This is a genomic window from Pseudomonas sp. TE3899, assembly GCF_056279105.1.
The window spans coordinates 183,451-203,511 of record NZ_JBWBQR010000001.1; the positions used below are offsets into that span (position 1 = coordinate 183,451).

Annotated in this window: 12 protein-coding genes; 6 read left to right on the top strand and 6 right to left on the bottom strand. The window is 59.4% G+C overall.

Features of this window, described 5'->3' with window-relative positions; translation table 11 throughout:
- Nucleotides 1-4,707, bottom strand: a complete 4,707-nt coding sequence (locus ACZ89E_RS00910; RefSeq protein ID WP_476254651.1) for a hypothetical protein — start codon at nt 4,705-4,707, stop codon at nt 1-3.
- A gap of 233 nt (nt 4,708-4,940) precedes the next feature.
- Between ACZ89E_RS00910 and ACZ89E_RS00915 the strand changes: the two genes are divergently transcribed.
- Nucleotides 4,941-7,397 carry an EAL domain-containing protein gene (locus tag ACZ89E_RS00915; RefSeq protein WP_149660050.1) on the top strand — a complete coding sequence of 819 codons (2,457 nt, stop codon included), beginning with the start codon at nt 4,941-4,943 and terminating at the stop codon, nt 7,395-7,397.
- Between the two features lie 79 nt (nt 7,398-7,476).
- Nucleotides 7,477-8,238: a TenA family transcriptional regulator gene (locus ACZ89E_RS00920; protein ID WP_372242352.1), complete on the top strand. Its 762-nt coding sequence runs from the start codon at nt 7,477-7,479 to the stop codon at nt 8,236-8,238.
- A gap of 59 nt (nt 8,239-8,297) precedes the next feature.
- On the opposite strand, the gene ACZ89E_RS00925 is transcribed toward ACZ89E_RS00920, so the two are convergent.
- The 5 genes from ACZ89E_RS00925 to ACZ89E_RS00945 all read right to left on the bottom strand — a co-directional run bounded on the left by ACZ89E_RS00925 (nt 8,298) and on the right by ACZ89E_RS00945 (nt 13,304).
- Nucleotides 8,298-9,224 carry a GGDEF domain-containing protein gene (locus ACZ89E_RS00925; protein ID WP_149660052.1) on the bottom strand — a complete coding sequence of 309 codons (927 nt, stop codon included), beginning with the start codon at nt 9,222-9,224 and terminating at the stop codon, nt 8,298-8,300.
- Nucleotides 9,225-9,599: 375 nt separating this feature from the next.
- Nucleotides 9,600-10,340 (bottom strand): YciK family oxidoreductase, encoded by a 741-nt coding sequence (locus ACZ89E_RS00930; RefSeq protein ID WP_007899713.1) that lies wholly within the window; start codon nt 10,338-10,340, stop codon nt 9,600-9,602.
- Nucleotides 10,341-10,536: 196 nt separating this feature from the next.
- Nucleotides 10,537-11,208: an N-acetylmuramic acid 6-phosphate phosphatase MupP gene (gene mupP, locus ACZ89E_RS00935; protein WP_149660053.1), complete on the bottom strand. Its 672-nt coding sequence runs from the start codon at nt 11,206-11,208 to the stop codon at nt 10,537-10,539.
- A gap of 4 nt (nt 11,209-11,212) precedes the next feature.
- Nucleotides 11,213-11,911, bottom strand: a complete 699-nt coding sequence (ubiG, locus tag ACZ89E_RS00940; RefSeq protein ID WP_149660054.1) for a bifunctional 2-polyprenyl-6-hydroxyphenol methylase/3-demethylubiquinol 3-O-methyltransferase UbiG — start codon at nt 11,909-11,911, stop codon at nt 11,213-11,215.
- 58 nt (nt 11,912-11,969) lie between these two features.
- Nucleotides 11,970-13,304, bottom strand: coding sequence for a TRZ/ATZ family hydrolase (locus ACZ89E_RS00945; protein ID WP_149660055.1), 1,335 nt, complete (start codon nt 13,302-13,304; stop codon nt 11,970-11,972).
- A gap of 108 nt (nt 13,305-13,412) precedes the next feature.
- On the opposite strand from ACZ89E_RS00945, the gene mtnA reads away from it, so the two are divergent.
- The 4 genes from mtnA (at nt 13,413) to pheA (ending at nt 20,060) form a co-directional block, all read left to right on the top strand.
- Nucleotides 13,413-14,489, top strand: coding sequence for an S-methyl-5-thioribose-1-phosphate isomerase (mtnA, locus tag ACZ89E_RS00950; RefSeq protein WP_476254652.1), 1,077 nt, complete (start codon nt 13,413-13,415; stop codon nt 14,487-14,489).
- Nucleotides 14,490-14,913: 424 nt separating this feature from the next.
- Nucleotides 14,914-17,577 carry a DNA gyrase subunit A gene (gyrA, locus tag ACZ89E_RS00955; RefSeq protein WP_149660057.1) on the top strand — a complete coding sequence of 888 codons (2,664 nt, stop codon included), beginning with the start codon at nt 14,914-14,916 and terminating at the stop codon, nt 17,575-17,577.
- A gap of 303 nt (nt 17,578-17,880) precedes the next feature.
- Complete coding sequence (gene serC, locus ACZ89E_RS00960) at nt 17,881-18,966, top strand: 3-phosphoserine/phosphohydroxythreonine transaminase (protein ID WP_149660058.1); 1,086 nt, start codon at nt 17,881-17,883, stop codon at nt 18,964-18,966.
- Nucleotides 18,966-20,060 (top strand): prephenate dehydratase, encoded by a 1,095-nt coding sequence (pheA, locus tag ACZ89E_RS00965; RefSeq protein WP_028620536.1) that lies wholly within the window; start codon nt 18,966-18,968, stop codon nt 20,058-20,060. Before serC ends, pheA begins: the two co-directional genes overlap by 1 nt.
- The last annotated feature ends 1 nt before the right edge of the window (nt 20,061 follow it).

Consider the following 20,061-nt stretch of genomic DNA (forward strand, 5'->3'; position numbering starts at 1 on the left):
TCATTTCCACAGGACCTCCAGTGCATTTTCCCCGCCGTCGTAGGCGAACTGCTTCATCACCACCGAGCAGGAATCGCATGGCGCCATGGTTGTGGCGACATTGACCGACTGGATCGATTCACTGTCCGGGTACTTGGCACGGATCACGCTGATCAACTTGCTTTCGCTGTCCAGTGAGGTCGGTCGGCTGGTCAGCTCCGGACGGTAAGTGCCAATGTCATCGATAGTGCGCGGCACGGCGAGCAGCTTGCCCTCGGCGGTTACGTCCAGAGAGGTGCTGGAAAACGACTGGTTCATGTCGATATTGAAGTAAGTGGTTTCCCCCACGGTGACCTGATCTGCGCCGAAGTTTTGCTTGAATAGCGGAAGCTGTCCGGTGATCCCTTGAGCCCCCGAAACACTGACGTATACCTCGCGAGTGCCTGACGCGGTCGTGACTTCCGCATAGGCGATGTTCCTGGGATTCCTGGATCGTTTGCCACGAGGGAGCATGCTATGAAGCGTTCTCATCGTCTTATCGATCTTCAAAGCGCTGTTGGGCGTTTGTGTGATCACCTTTTCCATAAACAGTGCATCGAAGATCTCCGCGGTTCTCTGACGAAAGGCCTCCGAGGCAGTCGTACTGCGTGACCAGGACGTTGCACCTTTTGGTTGGGTGGCGACGATCATGCGCGTCGAATGGTCGAACAATACCGCCTCACCGGGGCTGGTATCGACTGTCAACCATTTGAGCGTATCGGGCGGATAGGTGTGACCGCCGATGGGAATGGCGATGTCCTCCATGGTTTTCATGGCGCGCTCGACGGCTTCGATGCCGTAGAAGCGCGCCATGTTGTTGGCTTGGAGAGAGCCGGTGTAGACCACCCGCAATTCTTCCAGAAGCCCTTCTGCGAGGGTTGTGGCTTTCCTGAAGGTCAACAATTGCTGCGCGCTTTGGCCTTTCAGGCGTTCGGCAACGTAAAAGTCCCCCGCATCCAACCGTGTGAATACGTAATGCCTTGAGCCGTCCTTCGCTTCGACGATCGTGGCGCCGGAGTTGAAGGTATGGAAAAAATCTCCCTCGGGGACCGGGACGCTGATTTTGACTCGCCCATAAATACCCGTCTGAAACTCCATCGTCCCTTTCAGCGTTGAATGTGCAGCGAATGCGGAGATACTCAATGGTGCTCTGTTTGGGGCCGGCGTGTAGTGGCTGTCCCCGAACCAGGGGGCCCAACTGTTGGTTTCATCGAATACTCCCTGTTTGGGGGTGGGGGCCGGGGTGAGGCTGTTGACGTACTGTGTCTGGCAGGTAACGGGATCTCCGGCGCGTCGTACGCGGCAAGGCAACTTTTTGTAGGTCTGTTCGATCGTGAAGCTGTCGGCGCGACGCAGCGTATCGTTCTCCAGCCGATACGCCACATCGTCAATAAACACGGTGGTACGCCCATCGACCTCGAACACCTCCCTGACCTGGCTTTTTTTCGAGAGCTCAACGATCAGATGGCTGTCGGTTTTTTCCAGGAGGCGGTAGTGAGAGCGTCCCGGAGAAAGTTCTCCGGCCTTGGTCGCCAAAGTCGGGCCGAACAGCCTGGACGATAGCGGATCGATCAGGCGGTAGTCCGACTTGCCAGCGTTTGCCAGATTGCGCACCGGCACGTCGTCAATGCCTTTTACCCGGGCTAATTCATCACCGTTCACCAACGGATTCCAATGTCCTGCGTCACGGATCTGGGGGCGACTGTTCACGAAATCGTAGCGGCCCGCTCTGCCCATCAGCTCCAAGACTTTGAATCGACCGGCCCGGGCCAGTTTCACCGTGGCAGTGCCCAATCCGGTCAGCAGGGCGAGCGGGCCATCCAGCGGGTTCAGCGCCCCCAGAATCGACACCACCAACTCCATCGTCAGCTGTTTGAATGATGGCAGGGCGGCCCGCAGTGTTGATCGGCCCGTCTGGGTCATCAGTCGCAACGAACCCGAAGCAAACTTGCCGACCGGTATGAAAAATGAAATGGCGTCGGTAAACAGACCAAACGAACCGTTGATCAAGCGCATCCTGTCGCCTGAAATCAGGTCTTCGATGCTGCTCCAAAACGGAACGAACGCCTTGGTCAGCGCGACGACGTTTTTGTACCACTCAGTGTCTAGATCAAATTGCGTGATGCCATTGGCGGCGTCGCGTAGCGTCTTTGGGTCTATGAACAGCAGTTGAGTTGCGATAACACGGCTGATGCTCACTGTGCGCTCGGAGGAGAGTGTTTGCGCTGCAGGTGCTGAGGGATCTTTCGCGTAAACGACGGCGTCGAGCGTATCACCCAGTTGTTCGAGAATGGCTTGGCAACGTGCTGCGTCGTTCGGCGCGCTTCCGGTTGAATGGGCCTCCCAATCGAACGGTAAATCCTTGTGGCGCATAACATCGACGCGAACGCTTGAGGCGTTCCGCAAGCTCCAGCGTTCAGTCTCGAGTTGGCCACCAAAAAGCGCCGGGTCCAGTTTTTCGATGCGGCGCATGACGCCCGCCCTGGGCAGCAGTTCGTAATGGGTGACGTGTTCGTCGAGGGTTGCCTGCAAAATCAGGCCATTGCGAGCCCGGAGTGGCAATATCATTTCCGCCGTTTCATGTTGGGCCTCGATGCCCTTCGTTTCCTTTCTCAGGGAGTAAATCTTGACTTCACCGAACTCCAGGGCCAGGCGGTCGTTGTAGGGAAGGGATGCCAGCAGGCTTTTGATCAGCGTGGCATAGGCGTCTGTCGTGTCCGTCAAATAGCGCATGAACTCTACGTCGAACAGCGCCTTGACGTCTGGCAACACCAGCTTGGCCTTCGGCGGCCAGACCCGGCGCGTTCCTGCAAATGAGCCGCCGGGGGCCGGCAACGGACCGTTGGTTTCTATCGTTCGATGTTCATCAATTTGAATCCATTGCTGGCTGACAGTACTGCCGTCGATGTCCGTAACAAACCATTCTTCCTGCTGATCAAACTTGCCAGCCGCCAATACGTCGAGAAACGAGTAGATGTCATAACCCTTGCCTTCGAGGTAGGGGATGTCACGAGAAACGAAAAGCGGCGGATACAGCTTCTTAGCCAGTTGCCTGCCATCGGTGTTAAAGCCGTTTTTGCCGAAAAGCGTTTCCATTTCTCTTTTACTGATAGCCAGGCGCTCGGGCACCTTCTTGTCGATCTGGACAGAGGCTTTTGTCAGATCGTCGCTGTATTGCTCGAAGGCCGTCAGCGCTTGCTCAATGTCTGTTGCCGCATACGGCTCATGGGGTAAATGCGCAATGACGCCGTAGGTTTGCGCCCAGTCCAATGTCGGCTGCAGCCTCGCCAGGCTGATGAACGTCAGGACTTCTTTCGTCGCCTCTTCGCAGAATATGCTCGGCAGGTTGACCAGTTGCTGGAAGGTCATTCTGTCCAGTGATCGGGCATCGCTCGCCTTGATCAAATTGACGCCAGTGAGGAAGTTGACCCATACCAACGAACTTCTGTAGGCCAGATCAGCAGGAATGCCAGTGACCCGAAACTCCGAGGGAAACCTGGAGAGGAACAGGCGCGCGATCACGATCGCTTCTTTGGCCGACGAGGCACGTTGTGATGTGAGCAGGTGGCTTTCAAACTCGGCCCGGATCACTTGATAACTTTTGCCCCAGTGTTCGCGTGCTTGCCAGTCATAACCGGCGATTCGTTGCGGATCGTCGGCAGGTCCCGCCAGCCAGATTTGCAGCGCCTGGGCGATCAGCCAGGTACGAATGCCCGGTGAAGTTTCTTCACCGATTTCCCCGCCGTACCAATCCAGTGCCGACAGCAAGAGCGTTCCGAGGTTCTCGGCTTCAGCGCTGTGCAGGATGTTTTGCAGGTAAACGGCAGGGCACCCCCGAACCTGTTCGAGGGTCGCTTCAGCGAGAATCGCATCGGTCAGGAAGGACAGCGACGATGCGCCTCGATCGGCCAGGAATTGGTCGACGGTGTCGATGATTTCGGCGCGGATGATTTGCGCATGGACCTTTTCAGTGTCCACTTGCAGGGGATCGGCTGAGCTGCGCCGACGGGCCCGGAACGTGGCACGGTCGGCATCGGTGGGGCGGCGCCTCAGCGCCAGGACTTCGAAGTCGTCCTCCAGCCTTAGCTGGTGACTGGCGATCTTTTCTTGCAGGGCCAGTATGGCGCCGGGATGTTCCTGCGGATGTCGTGGCTGCCAGGGCAGGAGGCCGTAAAACCAGCACATCCTGCCCAGCGTGATCCTGCGATTGGCGTTGATCTGCCCGCCCAATAAAGCAGCCGCCCGTTCGATACGCGGGGTCAGCGCATGCCATCTTGCGTTTTGCGTCAGATCCAGCGTGATTCGCTCTCCTGAGTCTTTATAGCCTTGGTACACATAGGTCTGTCCTTCGAGGGTCACACTCAGTGCGCCATGCCTGATGTGCAGTCTTGAGCACATATCGATGTAGTCTCGATCGCGCAACACATGCCATAACGCATTCAATCCGTCCTCGCTCACCCGGTGTAAGGGTGAAAAGGGCCCGATCAGGATCAAATTGTTCAGATTTACAGTTGCCTGCGGCTCGCGCATGGCGGACAGCATGAGTTCGTAGTCTTGCAACTGCCCTGTGTGCAGTTCGGCTGGGGAAGGATTAGTAGGAGGGTACAGGCCACTCGGCGTCATCATTTGCATGAACGTATTGATCTCTTGATAGTCGATTGAGTTGCGCGTCGCAGCGGGCAACGGCATTCGGGCTCGATTACAAGCGATCTATTTCAGCGCCGGGCTGTACATAGTTATTGCGCAGAAGCTTCCCTTGGAATTCCTCTGTTTTTGCCCGAATTGCGTCGAAAACCGGTTATTGGTGCAAACTTGCCCGCGCCAGGACGAACGCGTCCTTGCGGGGATGGGGATCGCCTCCTAGTCTTGCGGGAGCGGTTTGATCTGGATGATGATCAGGCAGTACCTATGCAAGGGACCTCATGAAGCCAAAACGGACTCTCGGAACGCCACGATTGTTGGGCATCGTCTGGCCGTTTATCGCCGTGGTGCTGTTTCAAGCGTTGCTCGGTGGCGTCAGCCTGTACGTGCTGTCGGCGGTGCGCGGCTATGTGGCCGGGGAAAGCCTCTGGTCCAAGGGCCAGAAAGACGCCATCTATTACCTCAACCTCTACGCCGACAGTCGCGACGAGGCGATTTTCCGCAAATACCAGAACGCCATTGCCGTGCCCCAAGGCGGGCATGAGTTGCGCGTGGCGCTGGACAAACAGCCTCCGGATCTTGAAGCGGCACGGGTGGGGATTCTCAAGGGGGGTAATCATCCGGACGACGTTTCCAGCGTTATCTGGCTGTACTTGAACTTCCGGCATTTCAGTTATCTGGAAAAAGCCATTGATCTCTGGACAGTGGGCGACTCTTATCTGGTACGACTGGATGACGTCGCCCGGGAGATGCACCAGCAAGTCGTCGACAATCAGGCTACCGCTACCGACATCAAGCGCTGGAAAGACCAGATTTTTGCGATCAACGACGGCGTGACCCCGGCCGCCAAGGCGTTTAGCGATGCGTTGGGCGAGGGCTCGCGGGTGATTCTGCGGCTGTTGCTGGTGACCAACCTGGCCACGGCGCTGGGGCTGATCGTGTTGGCGTTGCTGCGCACCCACAAACTGCTCAAGCAACGGCATGCCTTCGCCGAGGCCCTGCAACTGGAGAAGGACCGGGCGCAGATCACCTTGCAGTCGATTGGCGATGGCGTGATCACCACGGATGTCGAAGGGGCGATTGCCTACATGAACCCGGCCGCCGAGGCCATGACCCACTGGAAAGCCGAACAGGCCACCGGCCTGCCCCTGGCGGCGCTGTTCAATCTGCTGGACGAGAATGCCCAGGCCGACGGCTTTACCCTGATCGAACACATCCTCAGTGGTCAGCTCAGCGGCGGCAGCGAACATTCCAAACTGATCCAGCGCCTGGATGGCAGCACCGTGTCGGTGACTCTGGTCGGCGCGCCGATCCGCAATGCCGGCAAGGTCAGCGGCACGGTGCTGGTGCTGCACGACATGACCCAGGAACGGCAATACATCGCCAATCTATCCTGGCAAGCGACCCACGACGCCTTGACCGGGTTGGCGAACCGTCGCGAATTCGAATATCGCCTGGAGCAGGCGCTGCATAACCTGACGCGCCAGTCGGGGCGGCATGCCTTGATGTTCCTCGACCTGGACCAATTCAAACTGGTCAACGACACCTGCGGCCATGCGGCGGGGGATGAACTGCTGCGGCATATCTGTGCGTTGCTGCAATCCGGTCTGCGCGAAGGCGACACCCTGGCCCGGCTGGGCGGTGACGAGTTCGGCATCCTGCTGGAGAACTGCGCACCGGAGCACGCGGAAAAAATCGCCGAAGTGCTGCGCCAGACCGTGCAAAACCTGCACTTTGTGTGGAAGGGGCGGCCGTTCCTGACCACCGTGAGCATCGGCCTGGTCCATATCGCCCAGACGCCGACCACCCTTGAAACCTCGCTGCGCGCCGCCGATATGGCCTGTTACATGGCCAAGGAAAAGGGCCGCAACCGGGTTCAGGTCTACCACGCCGACGATTCGGAACTGTCCCTGCGCTTTGGCGAGATGGCCTGGGTCCAGCGTCTGCACATGGCCCTGGAAGAGAACCGTTTCTGCCTGTACGCCCAGGAAATTGCGCCGCTCGGCCATGTCGAACAGGGCGGACACATCGAAATACTGCTGCGCCTGCATGACGAGGCCGGGCGGATGATTTTGCCTGACAGTTTCATTCCGGCGGCCGAGCGTTATGGCCTGATGACGTCGCTGGATCGCTGGGTGGTAGAGAACGTTTTCAAGATCATTGCCCAATGCATTGCCGAACAACGTAAAGGCCCGTTGGCCATGTGTGCGATTAATCTTTCAGGCATTACTATCGGAGATGAGGCGTTCCTGGACTTCTTGCGTGAACAGTTTGTTACTTACGCTATTCCTCCGGAAATGATTTGTTTTGAAATTACAGAAACCAGCGCTATTTCGAATTTAGGAAGTGCAATCAGATTTATTAATGAACTCAAAGGTTTAGGTTGCCACTTCTCACTTGATGACTTCTGCGCCGGAATGTCCTCGTTCGCTTACTTGAAACATTTACCTGTAGACTTCTTGAAGATCGACGGGAGTTTCGTAAAGGACATGCTGGACGACCCGATTAACCGCGCTATGGTCGAGGTGATAAACCACATCGGCCATGTCATGGGTAAGCGCACCATTGCCGAGTTTGTCGAGACACCTCAGATCGAGCAGGCCTTGCTCGAGATCGGTGTCGATTACGCTCAAGGGTATGTCATCGAACGCCCGCAATTGTTTACCTGCGACAGTTTGCAAAGTCGTCCCGCCAGACCGCAACCGCTGTTATTCAAGGCGCCTGGCACGTTCCGTTGAAATCTCTTGCTGATCATTACAATCACAAATCAAAAGGAGCCGAACAGTGATCGACACATTCAACCGAACCGGACCACTCATGGAAGCTGCAAGTTATCCCGCCTGGGCCCAACAGTTGATCCAGGATTGCAGCGAGAGCAAACGCCGGGTTGTCGAACACGAACTGTATCAGCGCATGCGAGATAACAAACTCAGCGCAAAAACCATGCGCCAGTACCTGATAGGTGGCTGGCCCGTCGTTGAGCAGTTCGCTTTATATATGGCACAGAATCTCACCAAGACCCGCTTTGCTCGCCACCCCGGCGAAGACATGGCGCGGCGCTGGCTGATGCGTAACATTCGTGTCGAACTCAATCACGCCGATTACTGGGTGCACTGGAGCCGGGCTCACGGTGTCAGCCTGGAAGATCTACAAGCCCAGCAAGTTGCGCCGGAACTGCACGCCTTGAGTCACTGGTGCTGGCACACCAGTTCGGCGGACTCGCTGATCGTGGCCATCGCTGCGACCAACTACGCCATTGAAGGCGCGACCGGGGAGTGGTCGGCGCTGGTGTGTTCCACGGGTGTGTACGCGGCAGCGTTCCCCGAGGAGGATCGCAAGCGGGCGATGAAGTGGTTGAAGATGCACGCCCAGTACGACGATGCCCACCCGTGGGAAGCGCTGGAAATCATCTGCACCCTGGCCGGCACCAATCCGAGCAAAGCCCTGCAAGTGGAACTGCGCCAGGCCGTGTGCAAGAGCTACGACTACATGTTCCTGTTCCTGGAGCGCTGCATGCAGCAGGAACACGCGGAACGAGTGCCGGTCGCTCGCGAGCGGATGGCATTGGCGGAAAGCTAAACGTCGTCAACCCGTGTAGGCGCAGCCTTCGGCAGCGCCTACACGGGCCTGTTCAGGTATTACCCCGCCATCGCCAACCGATTACGCCCCTCGCGCTTGGCCACATACAGCGCGCTGTCAGCGCGACGCAGCAAACTCTCGGCCGACTCGCCCGGCAGCAACGTCGAGCAACCAAGGCTGACCGTCAGCTCAATCACCCGGCCATCAGCGTGATAATCCTGGGCCTGAGCTGCAAACCGCAGGCGTTCGCCCACCATCGCCGCCGCTTCCCGGCTGGTGTTGGACAGCAGGATCAAAAACTCCTCGCCACCAAAACGGAACACCATGTCCACGTTGCGCAGCTGGCCCTTGATCGAGGCGGCAACCGCCTTGAGCACTTCATCGCCTGCACTGTGGCCGTGGCTGTCATTGACCCGTTTAAAGTGGTCGATATCCAGCATCAGCAACGACAACGGCTGGCGATGCCGGTGCGCCATGTCGATTTCCCGTTGCAGGGTCTGATCCATGGCGACGCGGTTGCCGGTGCCGGTGAGTGGGTCGCGCAGGGCGCTTTGGGTTGCGACGCGGTAGAGCAGGGCATTGCGCATCGGATAGAGCAGCGCCGACAACAGCGACTCCAGGTTGCCCTGTTCCTGCTCGTTAAAACGCTGATTGCGGCGGAACACCAACTCACCCAGATGTTCACCTTCATGGCTCAGGCTATAGCTGACCGAATGATGACCGCGCTGGCCGAATTCCAGGCGCAAGTCACTCGTCTTGTGCTGGTAGCTCAAGGCATCCAGAGGCACAAGGCGCTGAATTTCGCGGAAAAAGAGCCCGAGAATGCGTTGCGGCTCAAGACTGGTTTGCAGTTGCATGCCCAGTTGCTGGCGCAATTGCGCGAGGCTGACCGGCCGCTCCAGGAGAGGAGGCTGCTGACCAAAGCCCAGGCGTTGCAATTTGGCACTGTCGAAGTCAATTGCGTTGGTCTGGGAAGGTGATTTCATATGGCGTGAGCCCCTAAAGCAGTAAGGCTGTCTTACAGGCTGGGTGAGAGCGGCTTTGGGCTGCGCGTCATACTGGTCCATCAGTCCCGTAGGACATTTGGTACGAGTTTAGTCCGCTTTGTCGAAGATAAGGAACCTATCGACTCAGGCGCCACCGCCAGCTGCTGTCACACTGCGTGTCTGAACAAAATTAGAGCGAAAGTCGTGCCATTCGGTTCATTCGGATAAAAACTGTTTCAAATCATTGGATTAGAGCGGTTTTGAGAAAATGCCGCTGGAGGCAGCGGCATTTGTTTGACTGTAAAGGGCGGGAGTTGACGCGGATCCGGCATGCCGCGGCAATTAAATGCCGCGGCACAAAAGCGACGTGCGGCGTTACTGAGCGTTGAACGCCTGGCCATTGATGCCCGTGCTGTCCGGCCCCATCAGGTACAGATAGACCGGCATGATCTCCTCGGGCGTCGGGTTGTTCAGCGGGTTTTCCCCCGGATAAGCCTGGGCGCGCATGCTGGTGCGGGTGGCGCCGGGGTTGATGCTGTTGGAACGCACCGGTGCCACGGTGTCGACTTCGTCGGCCAGGGTTTGCATCAGCCCTTCGGTGGCAAACTTGGAGACGCCGTAAGCGCCCCAGTACGCCCGGCCCTTGCGTCCGACGCTGCTGGAGGTGAACACCACCGAAGCATCCTGCGACAGCTTCAGCAGCGGCAGCAGGGTGCTGGTGAGCATGAACATGGCGTTGACGTTGACGTGCATGACGCGCATGAAGTTTTCACCGGACAACTGCTCGATCGGCGTGCGCGGGCCGATGATCGAGGCGTTGTGCAGCAAACCGTCGAGATGCCCGAATTCAGTCTCGATCATCGCGGCCAACTCATCGTATTGATGGGGCAGGGCGGTTTCCAGATTGAACGGGATCACCGCCGGTTGCGGGTGACCGGCCGCTTCGATTTCGTCGTAGACCTGAGTCAGGTTGGCTTCGGTCTTGCCCAGCAACAGCACGGTGGCACCGTGGGCGGCGTAGGTTTTTGCGGCGGCGGCGCCAATGCCACGGCCGGCGCCGGTGACCAGGATGACCCGGTCCTTGAGCAATTCAGGGCGGGCGGAATAATCAAACATAAAAACCTCAACACAATTAAGACGAACACCGAACCTGTGGCGAAGGAGCTTGCTGTGGCGAGGGGGCTTGCCCCCGTTGGAGTGCGAAGCGCTCCCTGCCTTCTCCCCGCTAAGTGTGTTCATCAGCTTTTACGACTGCTTCGCAGCCGAACGGGGGCAAGCCCCCTCGCCACAGGTACTCATCAAGCAGTGCGGATCAGCAGCTACACAACGCGCTATCGAGCACTTTGCGCAACTCCAGCGGATGATCCACCACCACATCCGCGCCCCAATGCCGCGGGTTATCGTCCGGGTGGATATAGCCGTAGGTCACGGCGGCGGTCTTGGTGCCGGCATCACGCCCCGACTCGATATCCCGCAGATCATCACCGACGAACAACACACTGGCCGGGTCCAGGTCGAGCATCTTGCACGCGAGGATCAACGGCTCCGGGTCCGGTTTGCTGTTCTTCACATGGTCCGGGCAGATCAGCAGCGCCGAGCGCTCGGCCAGCCCCAGCTGTTGCATGATCGGTTCGGCAAACCGCAGCGGCTTGTTGGTGACCACGCCCCAGATCAGGTTGGCCTTCTCGATGTCGGCCAGCAGCTCGCCCATGCCGTCGAAGAGTTTGCTGTGCACCGCGCAACCCACGAGGTAGCGCTCCAGGAACTCCAGGCGCAGCGCCTCGAACCCCGGTGATTCCGGGTCCATGGAGAACGTCACCGCGACCATCGCCTTGGCGCCGCCGGAGATCTCGTCGCGAATGTGTTGGTCGTTCATCGGCGGCAAGCCGCGCTCGGCACGCATCGCCTGGCAGATGGCGATGAAGTCCGGCGCGGTGTCGAGCAGGGTGCCGTCCATGTCGAAAAGGACTGCTCTGATTCGCATCGGCTTACTCCTCGCGCAGTGTCTGGATCATGTAGTTGACGTCAACGTCGGCCGCCAGTTTGTAGTGCTTGGTCAGCGGGTTGTACGTCAGGCCGATGATGTCCTTGACGGTCAGGCCGGCCATGCGGCTCCAGGCCCCGAGCTCGGACGGGCGGATGAATTTCTTGAAGTCGTGGGTGCCGCGCGGCAGCAGCTTCATGATGTACTCGGCGCCGATGATCGCGAACAGGTAGGCCTTCGGGTTGCGGTTGATGGTGGAAAAGAACACCTGGCCGCCGGGCTTGACCATCTTGAAGCAGGCGCGGATGACCGAGGATGGGTCCGGTACGTGCTCAAGCATTTCAAGGCAAGTGACCACGTCGAACTGCTCGGGCATCTCTTCGGCCAGGGCTTCGGCGGTGATCTGGCGATATTCGACGGTCACGCCGGATTCCAGTTGATGCAGTTGCGCGACCGCCAGCGGCGCTTCGCCCATGTCGATGCCCATGACGGTAGCGCCGCGCTGGGCCATGGCTTCGCTGAGGATGCCGCCGCCACAACCGACGTCGAGCACCTTTTTGCCGGCCAGGTTGACCCGCTCGTCAATCCAGTTGACCCGCAGCGGGTTGATGTCGTGCAGCGGTTTGAACTCGCTTTCGCGGTCCCACCAGCGATGGGCCAGGGCTTCGAATTTGGCGATTTCGGCGTAGTCGACGTTGCTCATGGTTTAAGTCCTCTAAAACTTGAAAAATCCTGTTGCCCCGGGTTTGCGCCCGGGGGGCTTACGATTCGGTGTGGCCGCTGATGCGCTGGCCCCAGGCCTTGGCCGTGGCGCACAGTTGTGCTTCATCCAGGCGCGTCAGGCGCTTGTCGTCGAGCAGTTGTTTGCCAGCGACCCATAGGTGTTTCACGCAGTCGCGGCCAGTGGCGTAGATCAGTTGCGAAACCGGGTCGTAGATCGGTTGCTGGGCCAGGCCGGACAGGTCGAAAGCGACGATGTCCGCAGCCTTGCCGATTTCCAGCGAGCCGACTTCGGCTTCGATCCCGAGGGCGCGGGCACCGTTGAGGGTTGCCATGCGCAAGGCGCGGTGGGCATCCAGCGCCGTGGCCGAGCCGGCGACAGCCTTGGCCAGCAACGCCGCGGTGCGGGTTTCGCCGAGCAGGTCGAGGTCATTATTGCTGGCCGCGCCATCGGTGCCGACGGCGACGTTCACCCCGGCCTGCCACAGGCGTTCCACCGGGCAGAAGCCGCTGGCCAGCTTCAGGTTCGATTCCGGGCAATGAATCACATTGGTATTGCTTTCTACCAGCAAGGCCAGGTCTTCATCGCTGATCTGGGTCATGTGAACCGCCTGGAAGCGCGGCCCGAGCAAGCCCAGGCGCCCGAGGCGGGCCAGCGGGCGCTCGCCTCGCTGCTCCACCGATTGCTGCACTTCGAAGGCGGTTTCGTGGACGTGCATGTGGATCGCCGCGTCCAGCTCTTCGGCGATGACCCGGATTTTTTCCAGGTTTTCGTCGCCCACGGTGTAGGGGGCGTGGGGGCCGAAGGTGATTTTGATCCGTTCGTGGTGCTTCAAGTCGCCGAACAGTTCGACGCCCTGACGAATGGCTTCGTCCGCCGTGGCAGCGCCCGGAATCGGGAAATCGAGGATCGGAATCGCGATTTGCGCGCGAATGCCGCTGTTATGCACGCGTTCGCTGGCAACCTTCGGGAAGAAATACATGTCAGAGAAGCAGGTGATGCCGCCTTTGAGCTGTTCGGCAATCGCCAGGTCGGTGCCATCGCGCACAAACGCTTCATCGACCCACTTGGCCTCGGCCGGCCAGATGTGATTTTCCAGCCAGGTCATCAACGGTAGGTCATCGGCCAGGCCCCGGAACAGCGTCATCGCCGCGTGGCCATGGGCGTTGATCAGGCCGGGGGCGAGCAGAACATCCGGCAGCTCGCGAGTTTCAGTCGCGTTACACTTCAGCGCTTCGGCACGCGGGCCGATAAATACGATACGACCGTCGCGGATGCCCAGGCCGTGCTCTTTGAGGACCACGCCAGCGGGTTCGACGGGTACCAGCCAGGTCGGCAGCAATAATAAGTCGAGCGCAACGGCAGGTTTCGGCATCGAGGGTCGGTTCCAGTGCTTTTGTAAAGGATGGCGAAGTATACCCGAGCGTCTTCGCGGGGGGCTCGCTATAATCGGCGGCTTTTGTTCATGAGTGCGGGGTGTGGGATGCGCGATCGACTGTTGGCTGCGGAGAAGGTAAAGGCCATCGATTGGCGTGATGGCGCCCTGTACCTGCTGGATCAGCGGATTCTGCCGTTCGAGGAAACCTGGATCGGCTACACCAGCGCCGCCGGCGTGGCCGAGGCCATTCGCTCGATGGTGGTGCGCGGCGCGCCGGCGATTGGCATCAGCGCTGCTTATGCCATGGTGCTGTCGGCTCGTGCTCGCATTGCCGAGGGCGGCGACTGGCAGGCCGCGTGGGAAGAGGATTACGCGCTGCTGGCCGATTCCCGTCCGACGGCGGTGAATCTGTTCTGGGCCTTGGGTCGCATGCGTGATCGCCTGGACCGTCTCAAGGGCGATGCCGACCCGCTGGCGGCGCTGGAAGCGGAGGCCATCGCCATCCACGAAAGCGATCGCGAAGCCAACCTGACCATGGCGCAACTGGGTGTGGACTTGATTCGCAAGCACCAGGGCAACGCCCAGGCGATCCTCACCCATTGCAACACCGGTGCCCTGGCCACGGGTGGCTTCGGCACGGCGCTGGGGGTGATTCGCGGTGCGTTCATCGAAGGCATGGTCGAGCGCGTTTACGCCGACGAAACCCGCCCGTGGCTGCAAGGTTCGCGCTTGACGGCGTGGGAACTGGCCAACGAAGGCATTCCGGTGACGCTCAACGCCGACTCCGCCGCCGCGCACATCATGAAGACCAAGGGCATCACCTGGGTCATCGTCGGTGCCGACCGGATCACCGCCAATGGCGACGTGGCCAACAAGATCGGCACCTATCAACTGGCGGTCAGCGCGATGCACCACGGCGTGCGGTTCATGGTGGTGGCGCCGAGTTCGACCATCGACATGAACCTGGCCAGTGGCGACGACATTCCTATCGAAGAGCGTGCCGGCAGTGAACTGCTGGACGTTGGCGGCAAGCGCGTCGGGGCAGATGTTGATGCTTTCAATCCAGTGTTTGACGTGACCCCGGCCGACCTGATCGATGCCATCGTCACCGAGAAGGGCATCGTCGAGCGGCCGGATACGGCGAAAATGGCGCAGTTGATGTGCCGCAAGCGTCTGCATTGACGGTATTTGGTGTCAGTTAAAACGCCTTCGCGGGCAAGCCTCGCTCCTACAGGAATGTGGAATCTGTAGGAGCGAGGCTTGCCCGCGAAGAACGATGACTCGATCTCTCCTCCCTACTGCCTCATATTCTGCTAGCGAATCGAGGGTTGTGCCGGCTCTAAGCCTCTCTCGTCGCCGTTAAGCCTGTCACCGGTCAACTAACTATGCTCCATGCGCATCAGGGGGATAGGTGCGTGGCGGCTCTTGTGATAACATCCGGCGTTTTCCGAGGCAGTCCCACGGGGTTGTCTTTACTGCGCAGATCCATGGCATAACTCGTTGATTTGTCGTAAGTCGGTGCATGGCACTCAGCCGTCATCGGCGAGCTTCGTTCGTCCCGAATGGATGTGACGAAGTTTCACCAGAAAAAGGAATCAGGCTTCTCATGGGCGAACTGGCCAAAGAAATCCTCCCGGTCAATATCGAAGACGAGCTGAAGCAGTCCTACCTCGACTACGCGATGAGCGTAATTGTCGGGCGGGCACTGCCGGATGCGCGCGATGGCTTGAAGCCCGTGCACCGGCGTGTGCTGTTCGCGATGAGCGAGCTGGGCAACGACTTCAACAAGCCGTACAAGAAATCTGCCCGTGTTGTCGGTGACGTGATCGGTAAGTATCACCCTCACGGTGATACCGCGGTGTACGACACCATCGTTCGGATGGCGCAGCCATTCTCCTTGCGCTACCTGCTGGTAGACGGTCAGGGCAACTTCGGTTCGGTAGACGGCGACAACGCCGCCGCCATGCGATACACCGAAGTGCGCATGACCAAGCTGGCGCACGAGCTGCTGGCCGACCTGCATAAAGAAACCGTGGACTGGGTGCCGAACTACGACGGCACCGAAATGATCCCGGCGGTCATGCCGACCCGTATTCCCAACCTGCTGGTCAACGGCTCCAGCGGTATCGCCGTGGGCATGGCGACCAACATCCCGCCGCACAACCTCGGTGAAGTCATCGATGGTTGCCTGGCACTCATCGACAACCCTGAGTTGACCATCGATGAGCTGATGCAATACATCCCGGGTCCGGACTTCCCGACCGCCGCGATCATCAACGGTCGCGCCGGCATCATCGAAGCCTACCGCACCGGTCGCGGCCGCATTTACATGCGTGCCCGCTCGATGATCGAAGACATCGACAAGGTCGGTGGTCGCCAGCAGATCGTCATCACCGAACTCCCTTACCAGCTGAACAAGGCCCGTCTGATCGAGAAGATCGCCGAGCTGGTCAAAGAGAAGAAGCTGGAAGGCATCACCGAACTGCGCGACGAGTCCGACAAGGACGGTATGCGCGTCGTGATCGAGCTGCGTCGTGGCGAAGTGCCTGAGGTGATCCTCAACAACCTCTACGCCCAGACCCAGCTGCAAGCGGTGTTCGGTATCAACATCGTCGCGCTGATCGACGGCCGTCCGCGGATCCTGAACCTCAAGGACCTGCTGGAAGCCTTCGTTCGTCACCGTCGCGAAGTCGTGACCCGCCGTACCGTGTTCGAGCTGCGTAAAGCCCGCGAACGTGGCCACATCCTGGAAGGTCAAGCGGTTGCCCTGTCGAACATCGACCCGGTCATCGCCCTGATCAAGGCCTCGCCGACGCCGTCGGAAGCCAAGGAAGCGCTGATCAAGACCGCGTGGGAATCTTCCGCCGTGGTCGCGATGGTTGAGCGCGCCGGTGCCGATTCGTGCCGTCCGGAAACCCTGGACCCGCAATACGGTCTGCGCGAAGGCAAGTACTTCCTGTCGCCAGAACAGGCGCAAGCCATTCTGGAACTGCGTCTGCACCGCCTGACCGGTCTGGAGCACGAGAAGCTGCTGGCCGAGTACCAGGAGATCCTCAACCAGATCGGCGAACTGATCCGCATCCTCAGCAGCGCCACGCGCCTGATGGAAGTGATCCGCGAAGAACTGGAAGTGATCCGCGCCGAATACGGCGATGTGCGCCGCACCGAAATCCTCGATGCCCGTCTCGACCTGACCCTGGGTGACATGATCCCGGAAGAAGAGCGCGTCGTGACCATCTCCCACGGTGGCTACGCCAAGACCCAGCCATTGGCTGCGTACCAGGCCCAGCGTCGTGGCGGTAAAGGCAAATCGGCTACCGGCGTCAAGGATGAGGACTACATCGCTCACCTGCTGGTCGCCAACAGCCACACCACGCTGCTGCTGTTCTCCAGCAAGGGCAAGGTGTACTGGCTCAAAACCTACGAAATCCCGGAAGCCTCCCGTGCTGCCCGTGGTCGTCCGCTGGTCAACCTGCTGCCGCTGGACAGTGATGAATACATCACCACCATGCTGCCGGTCGACGAGTACACCGAAGGTCACTTCATCTTCATGGCGACCGCCAAAGGCACCGTGAAGAAGACCCCGCTGGAATCCTTCAGCCGTCAACGCAGCGTCGGCCTGATCGCGCTGGAGCTGGACGAAGGTGACGTGCTGATTTCTGCTTCCATTACTGATGGCAGCCGCGAAGTCATGCTGTTCTCCGACGGCGGCAAGGTGACGCGCTTCAAGGAAACCGACGTTCGCGCCATGGGCCGTACCGCTCGTGGTGTTCGCGGTATGCGTCTGCCGGAAGGCCAGAAGCTGATTTCCATGCTGATCCCGGAAGAAGGCAGCCAGATCCTGACCGCTTCGGCCCGTGGTTACGGCAAGCGCACGGCGATCACCGAGTTCCCTGAGTACAAGCGTGGCGGTCAGGGCGTTATTGCCATGGTCAGCAACGACCGTAACGGCCGTCTGGTCGGTGCCGTCCAGGTGCTCGACGGCGAGGAAATCATGCTGATTTCCGACCAGGGCACCCTGGTTCGTACTCGAGTCGACGAAGTTTCCAGCCTGGGGCGTAACACCCAAGGCGTGACCTTGATCAAACTGGCCAGCGATGAAAAGCTGGTAGGTCTGGAGCGGGTTCAGGAGCCGTCGGAAGTCGAAGGTGCAGAGCTCGAAGGCGAAGAGGGCGAAGAAGGTGCAGTGTTCGACGGTGAGGTCGTGATCGACGACGTTGCCGAAGACCAGCAACTCGACGCCGCCGCCGACGAAGAACCGCAGGAATAAGCGGACAAACAGGGGGCGGATGAGAATTCGCCCCCTTCTTGTTTCTCCGCAATGAAATATCGACACCCATGGAGATCCGTGTGGGTGCCGGGCTTTTGTGGCGAGGGGGCTTGCCCCCGTTGGGGTGCGAAGCGCCCCTGAAACCAGTCGCCGTTATCTTGCATGAGAACGTGGTGACCGGTTTGCGATTGCTTCGCAATCGAACGGGGGCAAGCCCCCTCGCCACAGGCAAGCCCGCTCCCGCATTGGGTCTGTGTCGACTGATATGTTTGTACGATCCACCAAATCAGAGCGAGATTGGATGTGAGCAAGAGAGCCTATAACTTCTGTGCCGGTCCTGCGGCGCTGCCTGAAGCTGTCCTGAAGCGCGCTCAGGGTGAACTCCTCGATTGGCACGGCAAGGGCCTGTCGGTCATGGAGATGAGCCATCGCAGCGATGAGTTCGTGTCCATCGCGACCAAGGCCGAGCAGGATCTGCGTGATCTGCTGAATATCCCCTCGAACTATAAAGTGCTGTTCCTGCAAGGCGGCGCCAGTCAGCAATTTGCCCAGATTCCGCTGAACCTGTTGCCTGAGGGCGGCTCGGCTGACTATATCGACACCGGTATCTGGTCGCAGAAAGCCATCGAAGAAGCTTCGCGTTACGGTCACGTCAACGTTGCCGCTACCGCCAAGCCTTACGACTATTTCGCCATTCCCGGCCAGAACGAATGGAAGCTGTCGAAAGACGCGGCCTACGTTCATTACGCGCCGAACGAAACCATCGGCGGCCTGGAATTCAACTGGATCCCGGAAACCGGCGACGTTCCGCTGGTGGCCGACATGTCTTCGGACATCCTCTCGCGTCCGGTGGACATCTCGCGTTTCGGCATGATCTACGCCGGCGCCCAGAAGAACATCGGCCCAAGCGGCATCCTGGTCAACATCGTGCGCGAAGACCTGCTCGGTCACGCCCGTTCGCTGTGCCCGACCATGCTCAATTACAAGGTCGCGGCCGATAACGGCTCGATGTACAACACCCCTCCGACCCTGGCCTGGTACTTGTCGGGCCTGGTATTCGAGTGGCTGAAAGAGCAGGGTGGTGTTGAAGCCATCGGCAAGCTCAATGAAGTCAAACAGCGCACGCTGTACGATTTCATCGACGCCAGCGGCCTGTACAGCAACCCGATCAACAAGTCGGACCGCTCGTGGATGAACGTGCCGTTCCGTTTGGCCGACGATCGCCTGGACAAGCCATTCCTGGCCGGCGCCGACGAACGTGGCCTGCTGAACCTCAAGGGTCACCGTTCCGTGGGCGGCATGCGCGCCTCCATCTATAACGCCGTCGATATCGTTGCGGTCAACGCACTGATTTCGTACATGGCAGAGTTCGAGAAGGAACATGGCTAATGTCTGAGCAAGAACTCAAGGCACTGCGCGTTCGCATTGATGCCCTGGACACCAAAGTCCTGGAGCTGATCAGCGAGCGTGCACGCTGCGCCCAGGAAGTTGCGCGAGTAAAGATGGCCTCGCTGGCCGAAGGCGAAGTGCCGGTGTTCTATCGTCCTGAGCGCGAAGCTCAGGTGCTCAAGCGCGTGATGGAGCGTAACCAGGGGCCGCTGGGCAACGAAGAGATGGCGCGGTTGTTCCGCGAAATCATGTCCTCGTGCCTGGCCCTCGAGCAGCCGCTGAAAGTGGCTTATCTCGGCCCTGAAGGTACGTTTACCCAGGCCGCGGCCATGAAGCATTTTGGCCACGCCGTGATCAGCAAGCCGATGGCGGCGATCGACGAAGTGTTCCGTGAAGTGGCGGCCGGTGCGGTGAACTTTGGCGTGGTTCCGGTGGAAAACTCCACCGAAGGCGCGGTCAACCACACCCTCGACAGCTTCCTGGAACACGACATGGTGATCTGCGGTGAAGTCGAGCTGCGGATTCACCATCACCTGTTGGTCGGTGAAAACACCAAAACTGACAGCATCAGCCGCATTTATTCCCACGCCCAGTCCCTGGCCCAGTGCCGCAAGTGGCTGGACGCCCATTACCCGAATGTCGAGCGCGTGGCGGTGTCCAGCAACGCTGAAGCGGCCAAGCGGGTCAAGGGTGAGTGGAACTCGGCGGCGATTGCCGGCGACATGGCGGCAGGCTTGTACGGGCTGACTCGTCTGGCCGAGAAAATCGAGGATCGCCCGGACAACTCCACGCGATTCCTGATGATCGGCAGTCAGGAAGTGCCGCCGACCGGCGACGACAAAACCTCGATCATCGTCTCCATGAGCAACAAACCCGGCGCACTGCACGAGTTGTTGGTGCCGTTCCACGACAACGGCATCGATCTGACACGAATCGAGACCCGTCCGTCGCGCAGCGGTAAATGGACCTACGTGTTCTTCATCGACTTCGTCGGCCACCACCGTGATCCATTGATCAAAGGCGTGCTGGAAAAGATCAGTCAGGAAGCAGTAGCACTCAAAGTGCTGGGTTCCTACCCGAAAGCAGTTCTCTAAG